The sequence below is a fragment of the Micromonospora sp. NPDC002717 genome, from assembly GCF_040295705.1.
Classification (GTDB): domain Bacteria; phylum Actinomycetota; class Actinomycetes; order Mycobacteriales; family Micromonosporaceae; genus Micromonospora.
Genome location: NZ_JBEOVW010000008.1, coordinates 24,552 through 51,070, shown reverse-complemented (window position 1 = coordinate 51,070; position 26,519 = coordinate 24,552). Strand labels below are relative to the sequence as shown.

Here is a 26,519-nt window from a genome sequence, read left to right as displayed (position 1 = left end):
GTGTCGTACCGGGTCCAACGAGGCAGGCGGTACCCCGGTGGCCGCCGTCGGAACCGGCCGGGCCGCGCGGGCGGGGATCAGCGCCGGAACATCGCGCGGATCGCGGCGAGCAGCAGCAGGCCGCCGACCACCAGGCCGAGCAGGCGTACGCCGGGGACGTCGGCCGGGCTCGTCGCGTCGGCCAGCAGCAGGGGATCCATCCCCGAACTGTCCCCAGCTCCGCGGCCGACGGCAACTGTAAAGTTTATTGACTATTCGGTCGGGCGATGTGACCATGGCAGCACCGCCGCCGGTGGCGGGCCGCCGGGGCGCGGAGAAGACGGGGGTACGACGACCGCATGAGCGAGCGAACCATCAGACACCACGCGGGCGGGCCGGCGTGAGCGGGCGCGCCGGCCGGACGCCGGGACACCGGCAGGTGGCGCCCCGCGCCGGGCGGGCCGAAGTGGTGGTGCCCCGCGCCGGGCGGGCCGAGGTGCTGGCGTGAGCGCCGGAAGCCTGGCGGCCCTGGCCGCCGCCGTCCTGCAGCCCGGATTCGTCGGCACCACCCCGCCGCCCTGGATCTGCCGCTGGCTCGGCGAGGGGCTCGGCTCGGTCGTGCTCTTCGCCCGCAACGTGGTCGACCCGGAGCAGGTGGCCGCGCTGACCGCCACCCTGCGCGCCGAGCGCCCCGACGTCGTCGTCGCCATCGACGAGGAGGCCGGCGACGTGACCCGGATCGAGTCCGCCCGGGGCAGCTCCCGGCCCGGCAACTTCGCCCTCGGCGCGGTGGACGACCCGGCGCTGACCGAGCAGGTCGCCCGGGACCTCGCCGCCGACCTCGCCGCGCTCGGGATCACCCTGGACTACGCGCCGGACGCCGACGTCAACTCCAACCCGGCCAACCCGGTGATCGGCGTCCGCTCCTTCGGCGCGGAGCCGGCGCTGGTCGCCCGGCACACCGCCGCCTGGGTGCGCGGCCTCCAGGCCGGCGGGGTCGCCGCCTGCGCCAAGCACTTCCCCGGGCACGGGGACACGCGGGTCGACTCGCACCACGCCCTGCCCCGGATCGCGGCCGACCGGGCCCGCCTCGACGCCGTCGAGCTGGCCCCGTTCCGGGCCGCCGTGGCCGCCGGCGTGCAGGCGGTGATGACCGGCCACCTGCTGGTGCCAGCGCTGGACCCGGAGCTGCCGGCCACCCTCAGCGGCCGGATCCTGGGCGGGCTGCTCCGCGACGAGCTGGGCTTCTCCGGCGTCGTGGTCACGGACGCGGTGGAGATGCGGGCCGTCGCCGGCCGGTACGGCTTCGCCGGCGCGACGGTGCGTGCCCTCGCGGCCGGGGCCGACGCGATCTGCATCGGCGGCGAGCGGGCCGACGAGGAGTCGGCGCGGCTGCTGCGGGACGCCATCGTCGCCGCCGTCGTCGCCGGCGACCTGCCGGAGGAACGCCTCGCCGAGGCGGCCAAGCGGGTCGGCCAGCTCGCCGCCTGGACGGTGACCGCGCGCGCCGAGCGGCCGCCCCGGCCCCGCCCCTCCGCCGAGGGCTCGGCCGTCGGGCTGGCCGCCGCCCGGCGGGCGCTGCGGGTCACCACCGCGCCCGCCGGCGTCGGCGCGCTGCCGCTGGCCGGCCCCGCGCACGTGGTGGAGTTCGAGCCGCCGCGCAACATCGCGATCGGCCCGGAGACGCCGTGGGGCCTGGCCGCCCCGCTCGCCGACCTGCTCGCCGGCACCACCACCGCCCGGTACGCCGAGGCCGACGTGCCCGCCGACCCGACCGCCGGTGCGGCCGGCCGGTGCGTGGTGCTGGTGGTGCGCGACCTGCACCGGCACGACTGGGTGCGGGCGGCGGTGGGCCGCGCGCTGGCCGCCCGCCCGGACGCGGTCGTGGTCGAGCTGGGCGTGCCCGAGGCGGTCACCGGTGCCGTTCACGTCGCCACCCACGGCGCCACCCGGGCCGCCGCCCGCGCCGCCGCCGAGCTGCTGACCGGTCGCTGACCCGCCCGTCCCGCCGACGGCGCCGACCGCCGGGTCGCCCCCGCTACGCCTCGGGGACGACCAGGTCGGCGTACTCGGGGTGGCGGTCGATGAAGGCGGCCATGAACGGGCAGCGGGGCACCACCCGCGTGCCGCGCTCGCGGAGCTGGTCGAGGGTGTCCCGGACCAACGTCGCGCCGACGCCCATGTTCTGGAACTTCGGGTCCACCTCGGTGTGGGTGAAGACCAGCACCTCGCCGCGCGGCAGGTACGCGGTGAACCCGGCCAGCGCGTCGTCGACCAGGATCTCGAACCGGTGCTTGGCGGGGTTGTCCTCGACCAGGGTGCTCACCCGGCCATTCTGCCCCCGCCACCGGCGAGCCGGTCCAGTTCGGCGAGCAACCGGTCCACCTCGTCGGCCGTGTTGTAGTGGTAGATGCTGGCGCGCACCGCCCCGCCGCTGTCCCGCAGCCCCGTCGCCTGGAAGTACTCGTAGGCGTAGTAGTCGCCCGCGGAGAGGCAGAACCCGGCCGCGCCCAGCTCCTCCTGGGTGCGCTGCGGGGAGAGCCCGGCCAGCCGGAACGACACCGTCGGGCAGCGCCGGGCGGGGGAGCCGAGCACCCGGACGCCGGGCAGCCCGGCCAGCCCGCCGAGCAGCCGGTCCAGCAGCGACTCCTCGTACGCCTGCGCGGCGGTCAGCCCGGCCCGCAGCCGCTCCCGGCGGCTGCCGGTGGCCGCCGGATCCAGCCCGGCCAGGTGGTCCACCGCGGCGGCGACCCCGGCCAGCAGCGGGAAGCTCGGCGTGCCGTACTCGAAGCGGTCCGGCACGGCGTCGGAGGAGGGCCGCAGCTTCGCCGGACGCAGTCGCTCCCAGGCGGCCGGCTCGGCCACCACCGCGGCCAGGTGCGGCCCCGACCACTTGTAGGCGCTGGTGACCAGGAAGTCGGCGCCCAGCGCGGCGAGGTCGGTGGGGCCGTGCGGCACCGAGTGCACCCCGTCGACGCAGACCAGCGCGCCGGCCGCGTGCGCGGTCTTGGCGATCGCCGCCACGTCGGGGACGGTGCCGATCGCGTTGCTGCCGGCGGTCACGGCGACCAGCCGCGTCCGCTCGCCGACCAGGTCCGCGTACTGCCCGGCCGGCAGCTCCCCGGTGACCCGGTCGAACTCGGCCCAGCGCACCGTCGCGCCGGCCGCCTCGGCGGCCTGCACCCAGGGGCGGACGTTCGCGTCGTGGTCGAGCCGGGAGACCACCACCTCGTCGCCCGGCCGCCAGCCCGCGCCCAGGGTCCGGGCCAGGGTGTACGTCAGCGCCGTCGCGCTCGGGCCCAGCACCACCCCGTCGGCTTCCGCGCCGAGCAGGTCGGCCACCGCCACGCGGGCGGCGGCCACCATCTCCAGCGACCGCCGGCCGGGCGGGAACGCGGCGCTGCGGTTGCCCACCGCCGCGCGCATCGCGTCGGCGACCGCGTCGACCACGGGCCCGGCGGTCTGGGTGCCCCCGGCCCCGTCGAGGTGGACGAAGCCCTCGGCCAGGGCGGGGTAGGCGGCGCGGGTGCGGGCGATGTCGAACGGCATGCCGGGACCCTAGCCGCCCCGGCCGCCACCGGCGCCGCCACCTGGGCGGATGATCATCATAATGCCGGGGTCGCGGTCGTCTCGTACCCTTGGCCGCGTGACGAACCGACGCGTGTACTCCCCGCTGACCCCCACCCGCCGGGCTGCCGGCCTGCTGGCCGGCCTGGCGCTCGGCGTCGCCCTGCTGGCCGGTTGCAGCTCCGAGGGCGCCTCCACCGACTGCGGCCTGGACGCCTGCACGGTCACCTTCGACCGTGGCGTCGAGGCCAGCGCCACCATCCTCGGCGTGGAGGCCAAGCTGGTCGGCGCGCAGGGCGACCAGGTGACCGTCGAGGTGGCCGGCGAGCAGCTGTCACTGACCACCGGCCAGCAGGCCACCGAGGTCGGCGGCTTCTCCGTGACGCTGGACAGCGTCACCGACCAGGAGGTCAAGATCCGGGTGGCGAGGAACCCCGGCAACTGACCCGCCCGGGGCGGCGGTGGCCGACGTTTGGGGATCTTCGCATTCGGAGATTGTGGCGCCATGTCACTCACCTGGAACGCCGAAGCCACCGCCTCCCGTACGGCGAACAGCCGGTGGCTCGAACTGTTGGCCCGGGCCGGTTTCATCGGCTACGGCATCGTGCACCTCCTGTTCGCCTGGCTGGCGTTGCAGATCGCGTTCGGGAAGCCCGCCGACGACGGCGACCAGTCCGGTGCGCTGCGCACCATCGCCGCCCAGCCGCTGGGCAAGTTCCTCGTCGTCACCATCGCGGTCGGCCTGTTCGCCATGGCGGTCTGGCAGGCGCTGGAGGCAGCGGTCGGGCACCGCGCCGAGCGCGGCAAGGAGCGGGTCTGGGAGCGGCTGGCCTCGCTCGGGCGGACCCTCGTCTACCTCTACTTCGCCTGGACGGCCGTCAAGGTCTTCAGGGACGCCGGCTCGAACAGCGCCGACCAGCAGGAGGCGCTGACCGGCCGGGCGATGGAGTCCTCCGGCGGTCGCTGGCTGGTCGGCCTGGCCGGGCTCGTGCTCGCCGCGATCGGCGTCGGCCTGGTGATCTACGGGCTGGTCAAGCGCTTCGAGAAGCATCTCAGGAGCGGTGAGATGAGCCCGCGGACCCGCCAGCTCGCCCGCCGGCTCGGCATCGCCGGCTACGTCGCCAAGGGCGTCGCGTACGGCATCGCCGGCCTGCTGATCATCCTGGCCGCCGTCAACTACGACCCGGAGAAGGCCCGGGGCCTGGACGCGGCGCTGCGCACGCTGCGCGACCAGTCGTACGGTCAACTGCTGCTCACCCTCGTGGCGCTCGGCATCGCCGCCTTCGGCCTCTTCTGCTTTCTCCAGTCCCGGTACCGCAAGGTGTGAGCCTGGTCGATTCCGGGGCCGTCCGGCACTATTGGGCCTTTGCCCCGAAACAGGCCGCCCGGTCCGGAAGAGGAGAAAACCTGTGCAGAGCTACCTCGGGACGATCGTCGCCGCGCTCGCCGCGGCGGCGATCGCCCTGTTCGTCGTCGAGGTCGTGCATCGCGTGGTCCGGCGGCTCGGCCGGCGCTCGCTGCTGCTGACCGAGCTCACCGAGCACGCGCACCGGTCGATCCAGGTCGCGGCCACCGTCCTCGCCGTGCAGTTCGCCGTGCGCTTCAGCACCGGCTACGCGGTCGGCGAGCAGTGGCGGCAGGTGCTGCTGCACGCGCTGGTGCTCGGCGTGATCGCGAGCGTCGCCTGGCTGGTCGCCTCGCTGCTCGTGGTGGCGGAGGACACGGCGCTCGCCCGCTTCCGGGTGGACGTGCCGGACAACCGGCACGCGCGGCGGGTGCGGACCCAGGTGGTGATGCTGCGCCGGTTGACCATCGCGGTGATCGTCGTCCTGGCGGTCGGCGTGATGCTGATGACCTTCCCGGCCGTACGCGGCATCGGCGCCGGCGTGCTGACCAGCGCCGGTGTCGTCGGTGTGGTCGCCGCGCTCGCCGCGCAGAGCCTGCTGGGCAACGTCTTCGCCGGCCTCCAGCTCGCCTTCAGCGACGCGGTGCGCCTCGACGACGTGGTGGTGGTCGAGGGGGAGTGGGGCCGGATCGAGGAGCTGACCCTCAGCTACGTGGTGGTGCAGATCTGGGACGACCGCCGGCTGATCCTGCCCACCTCGTACTTCACCACCAAGCCGTTCCAGAACTGGACCCGCACCGAGGCGGCCGTGCTGGGCACCGCCGAGTTCGACGTCGACTGGGCGATCCCGGTGCAGGCCATGCGTGAGGAGCTGCGCCGCCTGGTGGAGAGCACCGACCTGTGGGACGGCCGGGTCTGCGTGCTCCAGGTGACCGACGCGACCGGCGGCATGATCAAGGTGCGCGCCCTGGTCAGCGCGGCCGACGCCGGCAGCCTGTGGGACCTGCGCTGCCTGGTCCGCGAGCACCTGGTCGCCTGGATCCGGGACCAGCGGCCGACCGCGATGCCCCGGATGCGCACCGAGATCGGCGACGCGGAGAGCAACCTGCCGTGGCAGTGGGTACGGCCCCGCCGGCCGGTGCGCCGCCTCGCCGACGGCGAGGTGCCCGACGACGCCCGGGTCTTCGGCGGCAGCGACGACGGCGACGCCCGCAGCGAGGCCTTCGTCGGCCCCGACGAGCCCGCCGAAGCCCGCCGCTGACCCCCGCGCCCCTCAACCCCCGCGCCCCTCAACCCCCGCCCCCGCCCCGCCCCGCCCCGCCCCGCCCCGCGATCTTGCGCATTGTGCCCTCCGGATGCGGAGAACGTCCGCTTTGCCGGGGCGGAAGGTGCAAGATCGCGAGGCCGGGTGGGGGTCGGGGGGAGGGCAGGGGTGGGTGGGTCGTGACCTGTGGGGGCTGGGGGCGGTTGGAGGTGTGGGTGGGGTTGTGCCTCGTGGGGTGGCCGGGCGGAGTGCGCTGGCTCGGGAAGTTTGACCGGGCATTTCGTGGGGACCTGCTGCGCGACGCTTCTGCACCTCCTCCCGCGCGCCGTCCGCCGGCACGAGGGACGCGGCGGCCCGGGCTCACCGGCCGGCGCGCGAAGGATTGACGGGCGGCGACTCCGGGCATACAGCGCGGTGATGATGAAAGGAGGACAGCATGGCTGACGTGGCGAACGCCCGCACCTCCCGCGACGGGAGCGAGCCGTCCACCGCCGAGCTGGTGCAGCGGGCCACGGAGCAGGTCTCCCGCCTGGTCCGCGACGAACTGGCCCTGGCCCGCGCGGAGCTGACCCAGAAGGGCAAGCATGCCGGCATCGGCATCGGCCTCTTCGGCGGCGGCGGGGCGCTGGCGCTCTACGGCCTGGGCGCCCTGGTCGCCACCGCGATCCTGCTGCTCGATCTGGTGCTGCCGGCCTGGGCCGCGGCCCTGATCGTCGCGGTGGTGCTCTTCGTGATGGCCGGCATCCTCGCCCTGGTGGGCAAGAAGCAGGTCAGCCAGGCGGTCCCGCCGGTACCGGCGGCCACGGTGCGCAGCGTCCGGGCCGACGTCGACACCGTCGCCGCCGCGGTGAAGGACAGGGGGCGGGCATGACGACGGGCAACGGACGGGGCACCGGCGACACCGAGGCCCTCCGGGAGGAGATCCGGCGGACCCGGGTCGAGTTGGGCGAGACCATGGAGGCGTTGGCCGCCAAGGCCGACGTCAAGGCGCGGCTGAAGTCCTCCGCCGACCAGGCGAAGGAGCGGATGCGGGAGCAGGCCGCGCAGACCGTGGCCCGGGTGCGCGGGCAGGCGGCACAGAAGGCGCAACTCGCGCGAGGGCAGGCGCAGGAGACGGGCGCGGTCGTCCGGCGCAACCCGGCGCCGTTCGTGGCCCTCGCGGCCGGCGCGGTGGCCGCCGCTATCGTGCTGTTGATCGTCCGGGGGAGGCGTAGGTGAGCAGGAACATCGGGAGGGCCGCGTACAAGCCGGTCGGCGTGCTGATGGGCATCGCCGCCGGTGCGGTCGCGGGCATGATCTTCCGGCAGGTCTGGAAGGTGACGGCGGGCGACGGCGAGGCGCCCAGCGCCACCGACGAGGACCGCGGCTGGGGCGAGATCCTGGCGGCGGCGGCCTTGCAGGGCGCCATCTTCGCGGTCGTCCGGGCCGCCGTCGACCGGGGCGGCGCGGTGGGCGTACGCCGGCTGACCGGGCACTGGCCGGACTGACCCGGCTTTCGCCGAAGGCCCCCTCGCCGTGGCGGTGAGGGGGCCTTTCGCACGGCGGTAAGCGCCCACCCAGCGGATCTTCGGCATCCGTCAGGTCACATGTCGGAGAATTTCGTCGGGTAGGCTGTGCAGAGTTTTTGCGTACGTGGTTTGCTGTTCCACGCTGTTGAGAGATGGCGTGGGTTGAGAGAAGTCTCCTTCAATGGGGGCCGCCTCAGGCGCCGCTGCTCGAAAACGGCCAATCGGCCGCACGGCGTGCTCGGCCGCCAGTTTTAGAAGGAGATACACATGGCGCAGGGAACCGTGAAGTGGTTCAACGCTGACAAGGGCTTCGGCTTCATCACCGTCGACGGCGGGGGTGCTGACGTGTTCGTCCACTTCTCGGCCATCCAGACCAGCGGCTACCGCACGCTGGAGGAGAACCAGCGGGTGGAGTTCGAGATCGCCCAGGGTCAGAAGGGTCCGCAGGCCGAGCAGGTCCGCCCCATCTGAGCACCGCCGGTCGGCAGTCGCCGGCCAGTGGATGATCCGACGCCCGGATCACCAGTGAAGCCCCGTATCCCGCCCGGGATGCGGGGCTTTCCGCGTATCCGGGTGCGGTCGGCGCGCCGGGGCCGGGGGGCGGGAGCGCCGGGGCACTCAGCGGCGTCGGCGGGCGCGCAGCCCGGACCAGAGCAGGGCGAGTCCGATCAGGACGACGAGCGGCCCGAGGATCGCCCAGAGTCGCTGGTCGGTCATCAGGCTGCCCTCGACGTAGCCGAGGCCCTGCACCGTCCAGACCGCCCCGCCGACCACGGCGAGCAGGCCGAGGGTGAGCGGCAGCCAGCCCTTCATCGTGACTCCCCTTCGTCGATCCCCGTCCCGGGGAACCGTCCGACGAGCTGCTCGCTGCCCGGCCCGATCGCCCCGACGTGCCGCCCCGGCCGGGGGAAGGTCCGCTGCTCCATGCCACCGAGCCTAGTGATCCCGCTTGTGGGGCCGCGCCACGGGCCGTACGGTTAACAAGACGGACGTACGGTTTGGGAGGCTGTGATGTGGGATCCGACGACATACCTGCGCTACGGCGACGAGCGCTCCCGGCCCTTCCACGACCTGCTCGCGCGGGTCCCGGCCGAGCGGCCGCGCGCCGTGGTCGACCTCGGCTGCGGGCCCGGCAACCTGACGGAGACCCTCGCCGGACGCTGGCCGGACAGCCGCGTCGTCGGCCTCGACTCCTCCGCGGAGATGATCGCGCGGGCACACGCCACCGCGTCCCCGGTCTCCTTCGCGGTGGGCGACGTCCGGGACTGGCGGCCGGAATCCGACGTGGACGTGGTGGTCAGCAACGCGGTGCTGCAGTGGGTCCCCGGCCATCGCGAGCTGCTCGCCCGCTGGGCGCGTGAGCTGCCCGGCGGGGCCTGGCTGGCGGTGCAGGTGCCGGGCAACTTCGACGCGCCCTCACACCGGGCGCTGCGCGAGGTCGCCGGCCGCCCGGCCTGGCGCGCCGACCTCGCTCCACTGCTGCGCGAGGCCCCGGTCGACGACGCCACCGGCTACGCCGGGTTGCTGACCGGTGCCGGCTGCGCCGTGGACGCCTGGGAGACTACCTATGTGCACCTGCTGCCGGCCCGCGCCGACGCGGACCACCCCGTGCTGACCTGGATGGAGGGCACCGCGCTCCGGCCTGTCCGCGCGGCCCTGGACGCCGCCGGCTGGGCCGACTTCCGGGCCGAACTCGGCGTACGCCTCGCGCAGGCCTACCCGGCGCGACACGGTCAGGTGTACTTCCCGTTCCGACGCGTCTTCTTCGTCGCCCGTACCGGCGCCCGTGCAGAGGAGAACATGTGACCGACCTGCAAACCTTCATCGCCGGACTGCCCAAGGTGGAGCTGCACGTGCACCACGTCGGCTCCGCCTCGCCCCGGATCGTCGCCGAGCTGGCCGCCCGCCACGAGGGTCGCAGCCCCGTGCCCGCGGACCCGGCCGCGCTCGCCGACTACTTCGCCTTCCGCGACTTCGCGCACTTCATCGAGGTCTATCTGAGCGTCGTGGACCTCATCCGCGACCAGGAGGACGTCTGGATCCTCACCCACGAGGTGGCCCGCGAGCTGGCCCGCCAGCAGGTCCGCTACGCCGAGCTGACCGTGACGCCCTACTCGCACGTGCACCGGGGCATCCCCGCCCCGGCGTTCTGCGAGGCGATCGAGGACGCCCGCAAGCGGGCCGCGGCGGACTTCGGCATCGAGCTGCGCTGGTGCTTCGACATCCCCGGCGAGGCGGGCCTGCCGGCGGCCGAGGAGACCCTGCGGATCTCGCTGGAGGAGCGCCCGGACGGGCTGATCAGCTTCGGCCTGGGCGGCCCGGAGATCGGCGTGCCCCGGCCGCAGTTCAAGCCGTACTTCGACCAGGCCCGGGCGGCCGGCCTGCGCTCGGTGCCGCACGCCGGCGAGACCACCGGCCCGCAGACGGTCTGGGACGCGCTGCGCGACCTGGGCGCGGAGCGGATCGGGCACGGCATCTCCGCCGCGCAGGACCCGGAGCTGCTGGCCCACCTCGCCGAGCACCAGATCGGCATGGAGGTCTGCCCGACCTCCAACGTGCGGACCCGTGCGGTCGCCACCATCGACGAGCACCCGTTGCGGCAGTTGGTCGACGCCGGCCTGCTGGTCACCGTCAACTCCGACGATCCGCCGATGTTCGGCACCACCCTCAACGACGAGTACGCCGTCGCGGCCCGGCTGCTCGACGCGGGGCCGGAGGGGTTGGCCGCGCTGGCCCGCAACGCGGTGACCGCCTCCTTCCTGGACCCGGCGGGCAAGCAGCGGATCGGGGCCGAGATCGACGCCTACGTGGCGGCCGTCACTCGCTGAACGGGACGGGGGAGCCGGCGCGCGGCGTGGCAGGAGAGCGTCGCGCGCCGCGCAAAAGAAAGGTGTAGCGGGAGAGCGTCGCGCGTCGCGCGGAAAGGTGTGGCGAGAGAGCGTCGCGCGTCGCGCGGAAAAGGTGTGGCGGGAGAAGTGTGGCGCGCGGCGGGAGCAGGTTGTGGGGGGACCGTTGCTCCCGCCGCGCGCACGGCTCCACCGGCCGGTGGGTGCTCGGGGCAGTGACCGGTGGAACTGATGGGTTCGTGGAAGATCATGGCAGTTCGCGACGGGACGGCCGCCGCGGTTAATCGGGATCTAAGGAAGACTTGCGCCGGCCCACAGCTCGGCCGACCAGCCCGAACCGGCTGACCTGCCGGGGCGTCGCCTCGGGATCGGCGAGCAGCATGACCACGCTCGCCCCGCCGAGCCGGGCCCGGTCGATGCTCACCGAGCCGTTGGCCTGCAACGCCACCCGCCTGGCGATGTCCAGCCCCAGCCCGGTGGAGCCCTGGTCGCTGGCGCCCCGGCGCAGCGCCCGGTCGGGGTTGGCGATCCCCGGCCCCGCGTCGTCGATCCGGATGGCCACGTAGCCGTCGCGGCGGGAGACCGCCACCTCGAACGCGGTGCCCTGCGGGGTGTAGCGGAAGACGTTGCCGATCACCGCGTCCAGCGCGGCGGCCAGCTCGGCCCGCGGCACCGGCGCCGGGATGCGTAGCTGGGCGCCGGTCACCCGGTGCGGGCGGTTCTGGTCGCCGGCCAGCGCGGCCCAGAACACCATCCGGTCCCGGACCACCTCACTGACGTCGCACATCGCCGGTCCCGCCTCGTGCGCCACCGCCTTGCGGGTGGTCTTGATCAGCACGTCGATCTCGCCTTCGAGGGTGACGATCGCCTGGCGGATCCGTCGGATGCCGCGCCGCCGGTCCAGCTCCGCCGCGCTGAACGAGCCCACGCTGGTGTCGTCGGACTCCAGCGCCTCGGCGTCCAGCCGCAGCACGGTCAGCGGGGTGCGCAGCCGGTGCGACAGGTCGGCGACCAGCTCCCGCTCGTCGGTGCGCGCCGCGACCATCCGGTCGGCCATCCGGTTGAAGGCGTACCCGGCCTCGGCCAGCTCGCGCGGGCCGCTGGGCTCGACGCGTACGGCCAGGTCGCCGTCGCCGATCGCGAGCGCCGCCCTGACCAGCCCCCGGGCCGAGTCGACCGCGCGGGCGGCGACCCGGTCGACCACCAGCACCGCCGCGCCCACCAGCGCGGCGGCCACCCCGAGCAGCAGCAGCCACCGGCCGCCGGCGCTCTCGTCCAGCGCCGACTCGGGCACGAAGACCTCCACCACGGCGGTGCGGTCGCCGAGCACCACGGGGTCGAGCCGGAGCACGCCGCCGTCGACGTCGACGACCACGGAGCGCCGCTCGGCCCGCGCCCGCTCCAGGTCCGCGCCGCCGGCCCGGCCCGCGGACTCGTCGGCCCCCAGGCCGTGCACGACGGGCCGGGTGGTCGGGTCGTCGCCGCTGGCGGCCACGGCGCGCTGCACCACGGCGGGATCGGTGCTGACCGCGAGCGCCCCGGTCACCAGCGCGCTGCGGCGGGCGGCATCCGCGATCGCCTCATCGCGGGCCCGGTCACCGAGGCCGGTGGCGAGCGGGACGAGGAAGGCGAACGCGACCAGGGCGCACATGCCGGCCGTGAGACGGGCCAGCGACGCCCTCAGTCCGGCGCCACCAACCGGAAGCCGACCCCCCGCACGGTGCGCAGGTAGCGCGGCTTCGCCGCGGACTCGCCCATTTTGCGACGTAGCCAGTAAAGGTGAACGTCGATGGTCTGGTCCTCGCCGACCGACGGCTGCCGCCATACCTCCTCCAGAAGTTCCCGGCGGGACACTACCCGGCCCGGACGCGCGGCGAGATACGCCAACAGGTCGAATTCCTTGCGGGTCAGCGCCAACGGCTCGCCGTCGAGGTGGGCGGTGCGCTCCCCGACGTCCACCCGCAGCCCGCCGACGCTGTGCACGGCCGGCTGCACCGCCCGGCTGGCCCGCCCGGCCCGGCGCAGCACCGTGGTGATCCGGGCGTCGAGGTGCGCGCCGGTGAACGGCTTGACCATGTAGTCGTCGGCCCCGGCGCGCAGCAGCCGGACCACGGACTGCTCGTCGTCGCGCGCGGTGGCGATGATGATCGGCACGTCGGTGATGCCGCGCAGCATCCGCAGCGCGTCCGAGCCGTCGAGGTCGGGCAGGCCGAGGTCGAGCACCACCAGGTCGGGGGTCTCGGCGGCCACGCGGCGCAGCGCGTCCAGGGCGGTGCCCACGGCGTGCACGGCGTGCCCCCGGTCGGCGAGGGACCGCAGCATCGCGCCGCGTACGACGTGATCGTCTTCGACCAGGAGCACGGTGGCCACGCCAAGACGGTACTCGGCGTGGCAAGTTGATCGCGTTGCGGCGCACCTGCGAACCGGGCAAGCTGGTGCAACGATGTCCTTCACGCTCTTTGCCGACACCCGCCTCGCGCTCGCCCGGGACTCCCTCGCCGGCCTGTCGGTCGGTGACGCGCTCGGCTCGCAGTTCTTCGTCCCCGGTCGGCACCCCGCCGACCTGGCCGCCGGCAGGCTCCCCCCGCCGCCGTGGGAGTGGACCGACGACACCGAGATGGCCTGCTCGGTGGTCGCCGCCCTCGCCGCGGCGGGCACCATCGACCGGGACGCCCTCGCCGTCGCCTTCGCCGAGCGCTGCGAGCCCTACCGGGGGTACGGGCCGGGCGCCGTGACGATCCTGCGGCTGATCCGCACGGGCACGCCGTGGCCGGTGGCGGCCGCCGCCGCCTTCGACGGGCAGGGCTCGTGCGGCAACGGCGCGGCGATGCGCGTCGGCCCGCTGGGCGCCTGGTTCGCCGACTCGACCGCCCGCGCGGCGGCGCAGGCCCGGGCGTCGGCCGAGGTGACCCACGCGCACCCGGAGGGCATCGCCGGGGCGGTCGCGGTGGCGGTGGCCGCCTCGCTGGCCGCCCGGGCCCGGCTGGACGGCCACCGGCCGCCCCCGCGCCGGCTGCTCGCCGGGGTGGCCGCCGCGCTGGACCCGGCCACCGAGGTGCACCGGGGCGTACGCCGGGCGGCCGACCTGCTCGACCGGCCGCTGCGCGCGGCCGTCGACGTGCTCGGCAACGGCTCCCGGGTCACCGCCCAGGACACCGTCGCCTTCACCTGCTGGGTGGCGGCCGCGCACCTGGACGACTACCCGGCGGCGATCGGCGCCTGCGTCGAGGCGGGCGGGGACGTGGACACCACCGCCGCCATCGTCGGCTCGGTGGTGGCCGCGCACACCGGGGTGGGCACTCCCGGCGGGGTGCCCGCCGACTGGCTGGCCGCCCGCGAGCCGCTGCCCGACTGGTCCGCCTGACCCTTCCCGCCGGTCGGGCGGGCGCCGGGGCCGGCGTCCCACGGGTCGCGGGGGCGGTGGCGTCGCCGACCGTGCCGGCGGAGGCGACCGATAGCATCGCAGGAGCCGAACGCTCGGCGTCATCCGTACCGTCTGCTGGAGGAGTGACCGTGTCCGCACCCCGTACCCCCGCCGTGGCCGACCCCGTCGTCGTTGCCGCCGGGACCACGGCGGCCGACGCGGTGGCCGCGGCCGGGCTGCCCGCGGCCGGCCCGAAGGCGGTCGTCGTGGTCCGCGACCCGCAGGGCCAGCTGCGTGACCTGGACTGGTCGCCGCAGGTCGACACCGAGGTCGAGCCGGTCAGCCTCGACTCCCCGGACGGGCTCAACGTGCTGCGGCACTCCACCGCGCACGTGCTCGCCCAGGCCGTGCAGGACGTCTTCCCCGAGGCCAAGCTCGGCATCGGCCCGCCCATCGAGAACGGCTTCTACTACGACTTCGCGGTCGACAAGCCGTTCCAGCCGGACGACCTCGGCAAGCTCGAGAAGCGGATGCAGGAGATCATCAAGTCCGGCCAGCGGTTCCGCCGTCGCCGCTTCGGCAGCCTGGACGAGGCGAAGGCCGAGCTGGCCGCCGAGCCGTTCAAGCTGGAGCTGATCGACGTCAAGGGTGAGGGGCTGGACACCTCCGAGGTGATGGAGGTGGGCGGCGGCGAGCTGACCATCTACGACAACCTCGCCGCGACCGAGGACAAGGTCTGCTGGTCGGACCTGTGCCGCGGCCCGCACCTGCCGAACACCCGGCTGATCGGCGCGTTCAAGCTGATGCGCTCGGCCGCCGCGTACTGGCGCGGGTCGGAGAAGAACCCGCAGCTCCAGCGGGTGTACGGCACCGCCTGGCCGACCCGGGACGAGCTGAAGGCGTACCTGAAGCTGCTGGAGGAAGCCGCCCGGCGCGACCACCGCAAGCTCGGCGCGGACCTCGACCTGTTCAGCTTCCCCGACGAGATCGGCTCCGGCCTGGCGGTCTTCCACCCCAAGGGCGGCATCATCCGCCGCGAGCTGGAGAACTACTCCCGCCGCCGGCACGAGGCGGCCGGGTACGAGTTCGTCAACAGCCCGCACATCACCAAGGCGCAGCTGTTCGAGACCTCCGGTCACCTGCCCTACTACGCCGACACGATGTTCCCGCCGATGCAGCTCGAGGGCGCGGAGTACTACCTCAAGGCCATGAACTGCCCGATGCACAACCTGATCTTCAGGGCGCGCGGGCGGTCGTACCGGGAGCTGCCGCTGCGGCTCTTCGAGTTCGGCACGGTCTACCGGTACGAGAAGTCCGGCGTGGTGCACGGCCTCACCCGGGTACGCGGCCTGACCCAGGACGACTCGCACATCTACTGCACCCGGGAGCAGATGGCGGGCGAGCTGACCACCCTGCTCACCTTCGTGCTCGACCTGCTGCGCGACTACGGCCTGGACGACTTCTACCTGGAGCTGTCCACCCGGGACGACTCGCCGAAGTTCATCGGCTCGGACGAGGACTGGGCGGAGGCCACGGAGGCCCTGCGCACCGCCGCCGAGGCATCCGGCCTGGACCTGGTGCCGGACCCGGGCGGCGCGGCCTTCTACGGCCCGAAGATCTCGGTGCAGGCCAAGGACGCGATCGGCCGGACCTGGCAGATGTCCACCATCCAGGTCGACTTCAACCAGCCGGCGCGGTTCGGGCTGGAGTACCAGGCGGCGGACGGCAGCCGGCAGCAGCCGGTGATGATCCACCGGGCGCTCTTCGGCTCGATCGAGCGCTTCTTCGGGGTGCTCACCGAGCACTACGCGGGCGCGTTCCCGGCCTGGCTGGCCCCGGTGCAGGTGGTGGGCATCCCGATCCGCGAGGACCACACCGACTACCTGCACGGCTTCGTCGCGGCGTTGCGCGCCGAGGGCATCCGCGCCCAGGTGGACGCGGGCGACGACCGGATGCAGAAGAAGATCCGCAACGCCCAGCAGCAGAAGATCCCGTTCATGGTGATCGCCGGCGACGACGACGTGGCGGCCGGCACGGTCTCGTTCCGCTACCGGGACGGCTCGCAGCGCAACGGGGTGCCGATCGCCGACGCGGTGGCCCACGTGCTCGACGTGGTCGGCTCGCGCACCAACGTCGGCCCGTCGGCCGCCTGATCCACCACGTCGGAGTCCACGACGCACGGAAGGCCCCCCGCCGTCGGCGGGGGGCCTTCGTCGACGGGCCGTCGGGCGTCAGATCCCGCAGGTCGGGGCGGACCAGGACCGGCTCGGCGTGTTGCCCAGGTGGGTGTGGTCGTTGTGGCCCGGGTAGCCGGGGCCGAGGATGTTGCTGAAGCCGTGGTAGCGGGCCTGCTGGGCGAGCCGGCACAGCGAGGGTGAGCCGACCAGGTCGACCCCGTCGCCGTAGAGGTGCCGGCTGCCGGCGGCGCCGCCGACCGCGCTGTTGCAGGCGTAGCTGCGGAATCCGCTGCTGATGTAGATCGGCACGTTGCCGAGTGCGCGCCGCATGGCCTGGAGCTTCCACATCGACACGCGGGCGTTGAAGCGGGCGGTGCTGGCGGACACCGCGCCGCCGGACCAGTCGCTGTTGCACCTGTTCCATTCCGCGTAGCTGAAGCTGACCGGCGTGCAGTCGTCGTCCTGGAGCGCGTAGATCTGGTTGAAGGTCTGCGGCCCGGCGATGCCGTCGGCGCCCAACCCGTACGCCTGCTGGAAGCGGATCACGGCGGACCGGGTGCCCGGGCCGTACACCCCGTCGAGGGCGAGCACGGCGCCGTAGCCGGGGTAGCCCGAGACCCGGATCTGGAGTTGCCGGACGTCCTCGCCGGACATCCCCTCGGACAGGGTGCGTCCCCACGTGTAACAGCCGTCGGCGTGGGCCGCGCCGGCGGTGAAGGTGACGCCGACCACGGTGGTGGCGGCGGTCAGCGCGAGCGCCGCGAGGAATCTGCCGAACCGTCGGATCACGGAGACCTCCATCGGTCTATGGAAGCAAGTCGATGGATGGAAGTTTCAATGGTGCACTTCGATTCGTCAACAACTTCCATCGCCGGGTTCCCCACGGCGGGCCTCGCCGGTCGTCGGGCCGCTCCGTAGGATCGGCTTGTGGCAGGGGTGGAACGGCACACGGACAGCGGCATGGCCGACGGCCTGGAGCGGCTCTGGACGCCGCACCGGATGACCTACATCTCGGGCGAGGACCGTCCCGAGGGTTACGAGAAGCCGAAGGGGTGCCCCTTCTGCCTCGCCCCCGGCCTGCCGGCGGAGGAGAGCCTCGTCGTCGCGCGCGGCGCGCACGTCTTCGTGGTGCTCAACCTCTACCCGTACAACCCGGGGCACCTGCTGGTCTGCCCCTACCGGCACGTCGCCGACTACACCGACCTCGACGGGCCGGAGACCGCCGAGCTGGCGTCGTTCACCCAGACCGCGATGCGGGTGATCCGCAAGGTCAGCAACGCCCACGGGTTCAACCTCGGGATGAACCAGGGCGGGGTGGCCGGCGCCGGGATCGCCGCGCACCTGCACCAGCACGTCGTGCCCCGCTGGGGCGGGGACGCCAACTTCATGCCGGTGATCGGGCGCACCAAGGTGCTGCCGCAACTGCTCGGGGACACCCGGGAGCTGCTCGCCCGCGCCTGGCCCTCCTGACCCGGCCCGCCGCGCCCGGCCCGACTGACTCCGGCCCGCCCGCGCCCGGGCCGGGGTCGGGATCCCGGGCGGCGGCGGGGACATCGGGGCGGGAGCCGGAGGTGGCACGATGCGTCGATGGCAGTCACGACACGGACGTTGGGCCGCAGCGGTATCGAGGTCAGCGCGCTGGGCATGGGGTGCTGGGCGATCGGCGGCCCCTGGGCCGAGGGCACGCAGCCGCTGGGCTGGGGCGCCGTCGACGACGAGGAGTCCGTCCGGGCGGTACGCCGCGCGCTCGACCTCGGCGTGACCCTCTTCGACACCGCCGACACCTACGGGGCGGGTCACTCGGAGCGGGTCCTGGGCCGGGCGCTCGCCGGCCGGCGCGACGAGGCCGTGATCGCCACCAAGTGGGGCCACACCTTCGACGAGGCGACCCGCCAGGCCACCGGCGCGGACAGCTCCCCGGCGTACCTGCGGCGGGCGGTGGAGGCGTCGCTGCGCCGGCTCGGCACCGACCGGATCGACCTCTACCAGTTGCACCTCGCCGACCTGCCGGTGCCCCGGGCCGAGGCGCTCGTCGGCACCCTGGAGGACCTGGTCGCCGACGGGCTGGTCCGCGCGTACGGCTGGAGCACCGACCGCCCCGACCGGGCGGCCGCCTTCGGCCAGGGCGCCCGGCACGCCACCGCCGTGCAGCACACCCTCTCGGTGCTCCGGGACGCCCCCGAGCTGCTCGCCGTCTGCGACAAGTACGACCTGGCCAGCGTCAACCGGGGGCCGCTGGGGATGGGCCTGCTCTCCGGCAAGTACACGACCGGCTCCACCCTGCCCCGCGACGACGTGCGGGGGGTCGCGCCGGGCTGGCTGGAGTGGTTCCGGGGCGGTCGGCCCGCCCCGGAGTGGCTGCGGCGGGCCGCCGCCGTGCGGGCGGCGCTGACCGCCGACGGCCGCACCCCGGCCCAGGGCGCGCTGGGCTGGATCTGGGCGCGCAGCGGGCGCACCGTCCCGATCCCCGGCTGCCGCACCGTCGCGCAGGTCGAGGAGAACGCCGCCGCCCTGCACCGGGGGCCGCTGCCGGCCGACCAGTTCGCCGAGGTGGAACGCCAGTTGGCGGCGCTCCGCTCGGCCGCGCTCCGCGAGGCCGATCGCCCCCACCACCCGAGCCCCATGCTCCCCACCGCCCGCCCCTGACGCGCCCCAGCCGCCGGAGCACCGTCGATCACGCAGTCGTGGTGGGCGTCGCGCCCCGGATCGCCCGTTTCGTCGGGCAGCTCCACCGCGCCGAGCGGCTCCGTGCCACAACTACGCCCGCGAGGAGCCCGGTCAGGGGTGGCTGCCGTGTTCCTTGCGGACCTGGTCGGCCAGGTGGGCGGGCATGGGGTCGTAGCGGACGAAGTGGCGGCGGAAGGTGCCGGTGCCCGACGTCATCGAGCGCAGCTCGACCGCGTAACGGAGCAGCTCCGTGGCGGGCACCTCGGCGCGGACCAGGGTGCGCCCCTCGGCGTCCGCGTCCGGCTCGGTGCCGAGCACCCGGCCGCGCCGCCCGGACAGGTCGCCCATCACCGCGCCGACGGACGAGTCGGACACCCGGATCACCACCTCGTCGACCGGCTCCAGCAGCGCCGGCTGGCCCTTCTCGGCGGCGTCCCGCAGCGCCAGCGCGCCGGCGGTCTGGAAGGCCGCGTCGGAGGAGTCCACGCTGTGCGCCTTGCCGTCGAAGAGGGTCACCCGCAGGTCCACCACCGGATGGCCGGCGACCAGGCCCCGCTCCATCTGGGCGCGTACGCCCTTCTCGACGGAGGGGATGTAGTTGTGCGGCACCGCGCCGCCGACCACCCGGTCGACGAACTCGAAGCCGGCCCCGCGCGGCAGCGGCTCGACCTCGATGGCGCAGACGGCGTACTGCCCGTGGCCGCCGGACTGCTTGACGTGCCGGCCGTGTCCCTTGGCCGGGACGGTCAGCGTCTCCCGCAGCGCGACCCGGACCGGCTCGGTGTCCAGCTCCACCCCGCCCGCGCGCAGCCGCTCCAGCACCACGTCGGCGTGCGCCTCGCCCATGCACCAGAGCACCAGCTGGTGGGTCTCCGGGTTGCGCTCCAACCGCATGGTCGGGTCGCCGGCGACCAGGCGGGCCAGGTTGCGCGCGAGGGCGTCCTCGTCGGCGCGGCTGTGGGCCACGACGGCGACCGGCAGCAGCGGCTCGGGCATCTCCCAGGGGGCGATCAGCAGCGGGTCGTCCTTGGCGGAGATCGTGTCGCCGGTCTCCGCGCTGCCCGACTTGGTGATCGCGCAGATGTCGCCGGCCACGCAGGCGCCCACCTCGCGCAGGCTCGCGCCCAGCGGGGTGTAGATGTGCCCGACCCGCTCGTCGGCGTCGTGGTCGGGGTGGCCGCGCTTGGCCATCCCGTGCCCGGAGACGTGCACGGTCTGCTCCGGGCGCAGCGTGCCGGAGAAGACCCGGACCAGGGAGACCCGGCCGACGTGCCGGTCGACGGTCGTCTTGACCACCTCGGCGACCAGCGGGCCGTCCGGGTCGCAGGCCAGCGGCGGGCGGGGCGAGTCGTCCACCCCGGCGACCGCCGGCAGCTCGTGCTCCAGCGGCGACGGGAAGCCGGCGGTGAGCACCTCCAGCAGCGCGTCCAGCCCGACCCCGGTCTCCGCGCAGACCGGCACCACCGGGTAGAAGTGGCCCCGCGCGACCGCCTTCTCCAGGTCTTCGACCAGCACCTCGGTGCCGATCTCCTCGCCCGAGAGGTAGCGGTCCATCAGGGATTCGTCCTCGCTCTCGGCGATGATCCCCTCGATCAGCTCGTTGCGGGACTCGACGATGGCCGGCAGGTGCTCCGGGTCCGGCTCGCGCACGTCGGCCGGCAGACCGGCGGTGTAGTCGAAGACCCGGCGGGTGATCAGGCCGAGCAGGCCGACGGTGGAGACGCCGTCGTCGCCGAGCATCGGCAGGTAGAGCGGGAGCACGTTGTCGCCGAAGACCCGCTGGCAGAGCGCCACCGCCTCGTCGAAGTCGGCGCGCGGGTGGTCGAGCCGGGCGACGGCGACGGCCCGGGGCATGTCGACCGCCGCGCACTCCTCCCACAGGGCGGCGGTGGCGGCGTCCATCCCGTCGACGGCGGAGACCACGAACAGCGCCGCGTCGGCGGCCCGCAGCCCCGCGCGCAACTCGCCCACGAAGTCGGCGTAGCCGGGGGTGTCGAGCAGGTTGACCTTGATTCCGTCGTGCAGCAGCGGCGCGCAGGCCAGGCTCACCGAGCGCTGCTGGCGTACGGCCGCCGGGTCGTGGTCGCAGACGGTGGTGCCGTCGGCGACGGTGCCGGCCCGGCCGATCGTGCCGGTCGCCGCGAGCAGCGCCTCGACCAGGGTCGTCTTGCCCGCTCCGGAGTGCCCGACGAGCACCACGTTGCGGATCCGGCCCGGCTCGGTCACCACCGGCGCGCCGCCGGCGGCCCCCTTGTCCTGACTTTTCTGCGCCATGGGGCGCACCTCCCTCAGCCGTGGTTGGTGGCGACCGCCGCGCGCGACGGGGAAGCGGCCCGAGCGGGTTCCGCGGCGATATCCTCCGGTGCTCTGCAGGGTTGCGGGTAATCAACGGGCGGGTGGGTGAGCTGACTCACCTTTCCTGGCTCGATCTCACACCCGTTGCGGGGCCGGCACAAGCCTCCACCCTGCGCTCGTCGCCTGACCGGCCGTACCGCCGGTGGTGGCGGGACCGTTATCGTGGGACCGCCATGGCGAAGATCTTCCAAGTGACGGCCCGCGCGGGGATGACCCGCGTCGTCGAGCCGGTCGCACGCGGCCTGCTCCGAGCGGGCGTAACTCCCAACGCGGTCACCGTGGCGGGCACCCTCGGGGTGCTCGTCGGTGCGCTCGGCTTCGGTGCCCGCGGTCATCTGGTCGCCGGGGCCCTGATCGTGACCGTGTTCGCCCTCACCGACCTGCTCGACGGGACGATGGCCCGGATGAGCGGCGGCTCCACGAAATTCGGGGCGTTCCTCGATTCGAGCATGGACCGCATCGCCGACAGCGCGGTCTTCGGCGCGGTGGCGTACTGGCTCGCCACCGAGCACGACCATTCGGGCGTCGCCGCCGCGCTGATCTGCCTGGCCGCCGGCGGCCTGGTCTCCTACGTCAAGGCCCGGGCCGAGGGGCTCGGCATGACGTGCAACGTGGGCATCGCCGAGCGCACCGAGCGGCTGCTCATCGTCGGCGTCGGCGGGCTGCTCACCGGCCTCGGCGTCCGGCCCGCGCTGGAGATCGCGCTCTGGCTGCTCGCCGCGGTGTCGATCTTCACCGTCGGCCAGCGGATGGCCCACGTCTACCGCCAGGCCCAGCGGGTGCACACCCCGGGCGGGCAGGGGTGAGCGCGACGAGCGCCGGTCGGCCGCTGCCCGGGGGCCGGCGCCGGTGAACCTCACCGAGCTCGGCTACGTCGCCGGGTGGCGCGTGATCCGCGCGCTGCCCCGGCCCGTCGTGGCCGCGGCGTTCCGGGCGGGCGCCGACCGCGCCCACCGCCGCGGCGGCGGGGGTACGGCCCGACTGCGCGCGAACCTGCGCCGGGTGGTCGGCCCCGACCTGCCCGAGGCCGACCTCGACGAGCTGGTCCGCCGCGGCCTGCGCTCGTACGCCCGCTACTGGATGGAGGCGTTCCGGCTGCCCTCGCTCAGCCGGACGGAGATCCTGGCCGGCTTCCGGCTCGACGGCGAGGAACTGCTCGCGGCCGACGTGGCGGCCGGCCGGGGCGCGGTGGTGGCGTTGCCGCACGCCGGCAACTGGGACGCCGCCGGGGCCTGGGTCGCGGCGACCGGCTGGCCGATCACCACGGTCGCCGAGCGGCTCAAGCCCGAGGGCGTCTACCAGCGTTTCCTCGCCTTCCGGCGGAGCCTGGGCATGGAGATCCTGCCCACCCACGGCGGCGACCGGCCGGCGTTCGACGTGCTGGTCGACCGGGTCCGGGCCGGCGCGGTGGTGCCCCTGCTGGCCGATCGGGACCTCTCCGCCCGGGGGGTGGAGGTCGACTTCTTCGGGGCCCGCACCCGGATGCCGCCGGGCCCGGCCCTGCTCGCCCTGCGCACCGGGGCGCCCCTCTACGTCGCCTCGATGTGGTACGAGGCGGACGCGGCCTGCGCGTCGATCGAGGGTCCGCTGCCGCTGCCCGACCCCGAGGAGGGCCCGCTCGACCGGCGGGTCCGGTCGCTGACCCAGCGGATCGCCGACGGTCTGGCGGCGGGCATCGCCCGGCATCCGGAAGACTGGCACATGTTGCAGCGGATGTGGCTGGACCAGCACGGCACGGGTGGCGGCGCGACCCTGCCCTCCCCGGCTGCCGGACAGGCGTAAGGGAGGCGTTGAGGCGTGCGCATCGGCATCGTGTGCCCGTACTCCTTCGACGTGCCCGGCGGGGTGCAGAACCACGTCATGGACCTCGCCGAGGCGCTGATCGGCCTCGGGCACGAGGTGAGCGTGCTCGCCCCGGCCGACGAGGACTCCCCGCTGCCGCCGTACGTGGTGCCGGCGGGGCGGGCGGTGCCGCTGCCGTACAACGGCTCGGTGGCGCGGATCGCGTTCGGCCCGGTCTCCACGGCGCGGGTGCGGCGCTGGATCACCCGGGGCGATTTCGACGTGCTGCACGTGCACGAGCCGCTGACCCTGAGCCTGTCGCTGCTGGCCGTGCTCTCCGCCCGAGGGCCGGTGGTGGCCACCTTCCACACGGCGATGACCCGGTCGCGCGCGCTCGCCGCCGCGCAGGGGGTGCTCCAGATCGTGCTGGAGCGGATCACCGCCCGGATCGCGGTCAGCGCGCTGGCGCGCAAGGTGCAGGTCGAGCACATGGACGGCGGCGCGGTGGAGATCCCCAACGGGGTGGCCGTCGCGAAGTTCAACCACGCGCAGCCGCTGCCGAGCTGGCCGGGGGAGTGCGCGCCCGGGCGGGGCGGCGCGATCGGCTTCCTCGGCCGGTTCACCGAGGCCCGCAAGGGCTTCCCGATCCTGCGCGACGCCTTCGTCGAGCTGGCCCGGCAGCGTCCCGGGCTGCGGCTGCTGGTGGCCGGCCCCGGCGACCCGGACGACCTGTTCGGGCGCTTCCCGGTCGAGCTGCGCGACCGGGTGACCTTCCTCGGGCTGGTCTCCGAGGAGGACAAGGCGCGGATGCTGCGCAGCGTGCACCTCTACGTGGCGCCGAACACCGGCGGGGAGTCCTTCGGCATGATCCTCACCGAGGCGCTCGCGGCGGGCACCACGGTCGTGGCCAGCGACCTCGACGCGTTCCGCCGCGTGCTCGACGGCGGCCGGGCCGGCCGGCTCTTCCCGACGGGGGACGGGGCCGCGTTGCGTACCGCCCTGGCCGACCTGCTCGACGATCCCGACGGCCGGGCCGCGCTGACCGCCTGCGGCGACCAGGTGGTGGCCACCTTCGACTGGCCGGTGGTCGCCCGCCGGGTCCTGGAGGTGTACGCGGCGGCGATCGAGGCCACCGACGGGCGGGTCATGGACACCGAATGGGTGGGGCTGGACTGACGATGTCGGGCATGTGGTGGGGGGTGGTCGCGGCCCTGGCCGTCGGGCTGGTCGCGGCGTACCTGGTCTGGACCGCCGGGCGGGTCGACCGGCTGCACGGCCGGGCCGAGCTGGCCGCCCGCGCCCTGGACGCCCACCTGCTGCGCCGCGCGGCGGCCGCCGCGGTCCTGGCCGAGCGGCGCTACGGCGTCGAGCTGTACGCGGCGGCGCGGATCGCGCTGGACGCGCAGCCGGACGAGCGGGAGGCCGCCGAGAACGACCTCACCCGCCAGTTGCGTGCCGTGGAGCTGGACCCGGCCGATCCGGACTGCGAGGCGGTGATCGGCGCCAGCCGACGGCTCGCCCTGGCCCGCCAGGTGCACACCGACCTGGTCCGCGACGCCCGCGCGGCCCGCGGCCGTCGGCTGGTGCGGCTGCTGCGCATGGGGCGCCGCCGGCCCTGGCCGCGCTACTTCGACATCGACGACCCCACCCTCACCGTCCCGGCGGACGTCCCCGCCGGCTGAGGCGGGCAAGACCCGACAGAACGCCCAGACGGGACGCCGGACGCATTCGGCGACCGGGCGGCGGCGGGGCGGTGACGACTGCCACAGGGCAGGCCACCGTGGGTCTGATTGGCTGTCGGACGGGCGTTGGGACGGCCGTAGCATTTTCGCAGCCACCCCATCCCCGAGCACGTCGAGGAGCGATGACCCGTGCCCGAAACGACTGCCCAGAACGCCAGCGCCAGCCCGGTCACCGGCACCGCCCGCGTCAAGCGCGGCATGGCCGAGATGCTCAAGGGCGGCGTGATCATGGACGTGGTCAACGCCGAGCAGGCCAAGATCGCCGAGGACGCCGGCGCCGTCGCCGTGATGGCGCTGGAGCGGGTGCCCGCTGACATCCGTGCCCAGGGCGGGGTGTCCCGGATGAGCGACCCCGACATGATCGACGGCATCATCAACGCCGTCTCCATCCCGGTGATGGCGAAGGCCCGGATCGGCCACTTCGTGGAGGCCCGGATCCTCCAGTCGCTCGGCGTCGACTACGTCGACGAGTCCGAGGTGCTGACCCCGGCCGACTACGCCAACCACATCGACAAGTGGGCCTTCACCGTCCCCTTCGTCTGCGGCGCGACCAACCTCGGCGAGGCCCTGCGCCGGATCACCGAGGGCGCGGCCATGATCCGCTCCAAGGGCGAGGCCGGCACCGGTGATGTCTCCAACGCCACCACCCACATGCGCAGGATCCGGCAGGAGATCCGCCGGCTGGGCTCGCTGCCGACCGACGAGCTGTACGTGGCCGCCAAGGAGCTCCAGGCGCCGTACGAGCTGGTCAAGGAGGTCGCCGAGAGCGGCAAGCTGCCCGTGGTGCTGTTCACCGCCGGTGGCATCGCCACCCCGGCCGACGCCGCGATGATGATGCAGCTCGGCGCCGAGGGCGTGTTCGTCGGCTCCGGCATCTTCAAGTCCGGCAACCCGGCGCAGCGGGCCGCCGCGATCGTCAAGGCCACCACCTTCCACGACGACCCGGACGTGCTGGCCAAGGTCTCCCGGGGCCTGGGCGAGGCGATGGTCGGCATCAACGTCGACGACATCCCGCAGCCGCACCGCCTGGCCGAGCGCGGCTGGTGACGTGCGGGGAAGGGGCACCTTCCTGGCGTCTGACGCACAGGAAGGGCCCCTCCCCGACCGACATGCAGGAAAGGAGCGGCAGATGGGCGACGCACCCGTGATCGGAGTGCTCGCGCTCCAGGGCGACGTGCGCGAGCACGTCGCCGCCCTCGCCGCGGCGGGCGCGGACGCCCGCCCGGTGCGCCGGCCGCAGGAGTTGGACGCGGTGGACGGCCTGGTGATCCCCGGGGGCGAGTCCACCACGATCAGCAAGCTCGCGGACATCTTCGAGATGCGCGAACCGATCGACAAGCGGATCGCCGGCGGGATGCCGGTGTACGGCTCGTGCGCCGGCATGATCATGCTGGCCACCGAGGTCCTCGACGGTCGGCCCGACCAGCGCGGCTTCGCCGGCATCGAGATGACCGTGCGGCGCAACGCGTTCGGGCGGCAGGTCGACTCCTTCGAGGCGCCGGTGGCGATCACCGGCGTCGAGGGCGGGCCGTTCCACGCGGTGTTCATCCGGGCACCGTGGGTCGAGCGGGTCGGCGACGGCGTCGAGGTGCTCGGCACGGTGACCGAGGGCCCGGCCGCCGGACGGATCGTGGCGGTCCGGCAGGGCAACCTGCTGGCCACCTCGTTCCATCCCGAACTGACCGGCGACGCGCGCGTGCACGCGTACTTCGTGGAGCTGGTCCGGGCGTCGCGCTGAGCGGCGGCGAGCCGTGCCTCGTTTTCGCCCCGTCTGTCCTGGTCCGGGCGGTCGGGGCGTGGCGGCGAGGCGCGGCGCGGTGACAGCGGGCCGCCGGGCGTCGGTAGGATTGCCGAGATTCGGCAGGGCCATCTGCCCGTCACGGCTTCCACCAGGGCTGACCGGCACCACCGCGTGCGCCGGCG

Annotated in this window: 28 protein-coding genes; 20 read left to right on the top strand and 8 right to left on the bottom strand. The window is 74.4% G+C overall.

What is annotated here, in order from left to right; translation table 11 throughout:
• Positions 1 to 77 precede the first annotated feature (77 nt).
• Entirely contained in the window at positions 78 to 200 is a 123-nt protein-coding gene (locus ABT006_RS14060) for a hypothetical protein (RefSeq protein ID WP_350686202.1), read from the bottom strand.
• A 283-nt stretch (positions 201 to 483) separates the two neighbouring features.
• On the opposite strand from ABT006_RS14060, the gene ABT006_RS14055 reads away from it, so the two are divergent.
• Positions 484 to 1,974 carry a glycoside hydrolase family 3 protein gene (locus tag ABT006_RS14055; protein ID WP_350706283.1) on the top strand — a complete coding sequence of 497 codons (1,491 nt, stop codon included), beginning with the start codon at positions 484 to 486 and terminating at the stop codon, positions 1,972 to 1,974.
• Between the two features lie 43 nt (positions 1,975 to 2,017).
• Here ABT006_RS14055 and ABT006_RS14050 read toward each other — a convergent pair whose 3' ends face one another.
• Positions 2,018 to 2,305: a GNAT family N-acetyltransferase gene (locus ABT006_RS14050; protein WP_350706281.1), complete on the bottom strand. Its 288-nt coding sequence runs from the start codon at positions 2,303 to 2,305 to the stop codon at positions 2,018 to 2,020.
• Positions 2,302 to 3,528: a cysteine desulfurase-like protein gene (locus tag ABT006_RS14045; RefSeq protein WP_350706279.1), complete on the bottom strand. Its 1,227-nt coding sequence runs from the start codon at positions 3,526 to 3,528 to the stop codon at positions 2,302 to 2,304. Before ABT006_RS14045 ends, ABT006_RS14050 begins: the two co-directional genes overlap by 4 nt.
• Positions 3,529 to 3,625: 97 nt before the next feature.
• Here ABT006_RS14045 and ABT006_RS14040 point away from each other — a divergent pair, with 97 nt between their 5' ends.
• From ABT006_RS14040 to ABT006_RS14010, 7 genes are all read left to right on the top strand, one after another.
• The gene (locus ABT006_RS14040) at positions 3,626 to 3,991 is read left to right on the top strand and encodes a hypothetical protein (protein ID WP_350706278.1); all 366 of its coding nucleotides are present in this window, start codon (positions 3,626 to 3,628) and stop codon (positions 3,989 to 3,991) included.
• Positions 3,992 to 4,051: 60 nt separating this feature from the next.
• A complete protein-coding gene (locus ABT006_RS14035) occupies positions 4,052 to 4,873 on the top strand; it encodes a DUF1206 domain-containing protein (RefSeq protein ID WP_350706276.1) in 822 nt (273 codons plus the stop codon).
• An 82-nt stretch (positions 4,874 to 4,955) separates the two neighbouring features.
• The gene (locus ABT006_RS14030; protein ID WP_350706274.1) at positions 4,956 to 6,152 is read left to right on the top strand and encodes a mechanosensitive ion channel family protein; all 1,197 of its coding nucleotides are present in this window, start codon (positions 4,956 to 4,958) and stop codon (positions 6,150 to 6,152) included.
• Positions 6,153 to 6,591: 439 nt separating this feature from the next.
• On the top strand, positions 6,592 to 7,026 hold the full coding sequence (locus tag ABT006_RS14025) for a phage holin family protein (protein WP_350706272.1): 435 nt from the start codon (positions 6,592 to 6,594) through the stop codon (positions 7,024 to 7,026).
• On the top strand, positions 7,023 to 7,373 hold the full coding sequence (locus tag ABT006_RS14020) for a DUF3618 domain-containing protein (protein WP_350706270.1): 351 nt from the start codon (positions 7,023 to 7,025) through the stop codon (positions 7,371 to 7,373). The genes ABT006_RS14025 and ABT006_RS14020 overlap by 4 nt, the downstream gene beginning before the upstream one ends.
• A gap of 8 nt (positions 7,374 to 7,381) precedes the next feature.
• Positions 7,382 to 7,642 (top strand): DUF4235 domain-containing protein, encoded by a 261-nt coding sequence (locus ABT006_RS14015; protein WP_466023676.1) that lies wholly within the window; start codon positions 7,382 to 7,384, stop codon positions 7,640 to 7,642.
• Positions 7,643 to 7,930: 288 nt separating this feature from the next.
• Positions 7,931 to 8,134 carry a cold-shock protein gene (locus ABT006_RS14010; RefSeq protein ID WP_007075740.1) on the top strand — a complete coding sequence of 68 codons (204 nt, stop codon included), beginning with the start codon at positions 7,931 to 7,933 and terminating at the stop codon, positions 8,132 to 8,134.
• Positions 8,135 to 8,281: 147 nt separating this feature from the next.
• Here the strand turns inward: ABT006_RS14010 and ABT006_RS14005 are convergent, their stop codons facing one another.
• Positions 8,282 to 8,476: a hypothetical protein gene (locus ABT006_RS14005; protein ID WP_350706266.1), complete on the bottom strand. Its 195-nt coding sequence runs from the start codon at positions 8,474 to 8,476 to the stop codon at positions 8,282 to 8,284.
• Positions 8,477 to 8,674: 198 nt separating this feature from the next.
• On the opposite strand from ABT006_RS14005, the gene ABT006_RS14000 reads away from it, so the two are divergent.
• Positions 8,675 to 9,469, top strand: coding sequence for a trans-aconitate 2-methyltransferase (locus ABT006_RS14000; RefSeq protein WP_350706264.1), 795 nt, complete (start codon positions 8,675 to 8,677; stop codon positions 9,467 to 9,469).
• Complete coding sequence (locus ABT006_RS13995) at positions 9,466 to 10,491, top strand: adenosine deaminase (protein WP_350706262.1); 1,026 nt, start codon at positions 9,466 to 9,468, stop codon at positions 10,489 to 10,491. Before ABT006_RS14000 ends, ABT006_RS13995 begins: the two co-directional genes overlap by 4 nt.
• A 298-nt stretch (positions 10,492 to 10,789) precedes the next feature.
• On the opposite strand, the gene ABT006_RS13990 is transcribed toward ABT006_RS13995, so the two are convergent.
• Both ABT006_RS13990 and ABT006_RS13985 read right to left on the bottom strand, forming a co-directional pair.
• On the bottom strand, positions 10,790 to 12,160 hold the full coding sequence (locus ABT006_RS13990; RefSeq protein WP_350706260.1) for a HAMP domain-containing sensor histidine kinase: 1,371 nt from the start codon (positions 12,158 to 12,160) through the stop codon (positions 10,790 to 10,792).
• Positions 12,161 to 12,189: 29 nt separating this feature from the next.
• Complete coding sequence (locus tag ABT006_RS13985) at positions 12,190 to 12,879, bottom strand: response regulator transcription factor (RefSeq protein ID WP_350706258.1); 690 nt, start codon at positions 12,877 to 12,879, stop codon at positions 12,190 to 12,192.
• A gap of 73 nt (positions 12,880 to 12,952) precedes the next feature.
• Between ABT006_RS13985 and ABT006_RS13980 the strand changes: the two genes are divergently transcribed.
• The gene (locus tag ABT006_RS13980; protein ID WP_350706256.1) at positions 12,953 to 13,873 is read left to right on the top strand and encodes an ADP-ribosylglycohydrolase family protein; all 921 of its coding nucleotides are present in this window, start codon (positions 12,953 to 12,955) and stop codon (positions 13,871 to 13,873) included.
• A 149-nt stretch (positions 13,874 to 14,022) separates the two neighbouring features.
• Positions 14,023 to 16,026, top strand: a complete 2,004-nt coding sequence (gene thrS, locus ABT006_RS13975; RefSeq protein WP_350706254.1) for a threonine--tRNA ligase — start codon at positions 14,023 to 14,025, stop codon at positions 16,024 to 16,026.
• 78 nt (positions 16,027 to 16,104) lie between these two features.
• On the opposite strand, the gene ABT006_RS13970 is transcribed toward thrS, so the two are convergent.
• Positions 16,105 to 16,851 carry a D-Ala-D-Ala carboxypeptidase family metallohydrolase gene (locus tag ABT006_RS13970; protein ID WP_350706253.1) on the bottom strand — a complete coding sequence of 249 codons (747 nt, stop codon included), beginning with the start codon at positions 16,849 to 16,851 and terminating at the stop codon, positions 16,105 to 16,107.
• Between the two features lie 159 nt (positions 16,852 to 17,010).
• Between ABT006_RS13970 and ABT006_RS13965 the strand changes: the two genes are divergently transcribed.
• The gene (locus ABT006_RS13965; protein WP_350706683.1) at positions 17,011 to 17,520 is read left to right on the top strand and encodes an HIT family protein; all 510 of its coding nucleotides are present in this window, start codon (positions 17,011 to 17,013) and stop codon (positions 17,518 to 17,520) included.
• A 117-nt stretch (positions 17,521 to 17,637) separates the two neighbouring features.
• Positions 17,638 to 18,696 carry an aldo/keto reductase gene (locus tag ABT006_RS13960; protein WP_350706251.1) on the top strand — a complete coding sequence of 353 codons (1,059 nt, stop codon included), beginning with the start codon at positions 17,638 to 17,640 and terminating at the stop codon, positions 18,694 to 18,696.
• A gap of 132 nt (positions 18,697 to 18,828) precedes the next feature.
• Here the strand turns inward: ABT006_RS13960 and ABT006_RS13955 are convergent, their stop codons facing one another.
• Positions 18,829 to 20,991 carry an elongation factor G-like protein EF-G2 gene (locus tag ABT006_RS13955; protein ID WP_350706249.1) on the bottom strand — a complete coding sequence of 721 codons (2,163 nt, stop codon included), beginning with the start codon at positions 20,989 to 20,991 and terminating at the stop codon, positions 18,829 to 18,831.
• 254 nt (positions 20,992 to 21,245) lie between these two features.
• Here ABT006_RS13955 and pgsA point away from each other — a divergent pair, with 254 nt between their 5' ends.
• The 6 genes from pgsA (at position 21,246) to pdxT (ending at position 26,334) form a co-directional block, all read left to right on the top strand.
• Positions 21,246 to 21,878 carry a phosphatidylinositol phosphate synthase gene (gene pgsA, locus ABT006_RS13950; RefSeq protein ID WP_350706247.1) on the top strand — a complete coding sequence of 211 codons (633 nt, stop codon included), beginning with the start codon at positions 21,246 to 21,248 and terminating at the stop codon, positions 21,876 to 21,878.
• A gap of 43 nt (positions 21,879 to 21,921) precedes the next feature.
• Positions 21,922 to 22,854, top strand: a complete 933-nt coding sequence (locus ABT006_RS13945; RefSeq protein ID WP_350706245.1) for a phosphatidylinositol mannoside acyltransferase — start codon at positions 21,922 to 21,924, stop codon at positions 22,852 to 22,854.
• 15 nt (positions 22,855 to 22,869) lie between these two features.
• Complete coding sequence (locus tag ABT006_RS13940) at positions 22,870 to 24,030, top strand: glycosyltransferase family 4 protein (RefSeq protein ID WP_350706243.1); 1,161 nt, start codon at positions 22,870 to 22,872, stop codon at positions 24,028 to 24,030.
• A 2-nt stretch (positions 24,031 to 24,032) separates the two neighbouring features.
• The gene (locus tag ABT006_RS13935; protein ID WP_350706682.1) at positions 24,033 to 24,536 is read left to right on the top strand and encodes a hypothetical protein; all 504 of its coding nucleotides are present in this window, start codon (positions 24,033 to 24,035) and stop codon (positions 24,534 to 24,536) included.
• A gap of 189 nt (positions 24,537 to 24,725) precedes the next feature.
• A complete protein-coding gene (pdxS, locus tag ABT006_RS13930) occupies positions 24,726 to 25,643 on the top strand; it encodes a pyridoxal 5'-phosphate synthase lyase subunit PdxS (protein ID WP_350706241.1) in 918 nt (305 codons plus the stop codon).
• Between the two features lie 82 nt (positions 25,644 to 25,725).
• Positions 25,726 to 26,334, top strand: coding sequence for a pyridoxal 5'-phosphate synthase glutaminase subunit PdxT (gene pdxT, locus ABT006_RS13925; protein ID WP_350706239.1), 609 nt, complete (start codon positions 25,726 to 25,728; stop codon positions 26,332 to 26,334).
• Positions 26,335 to 26,519 lie beyond the last annotated feature (185 nt).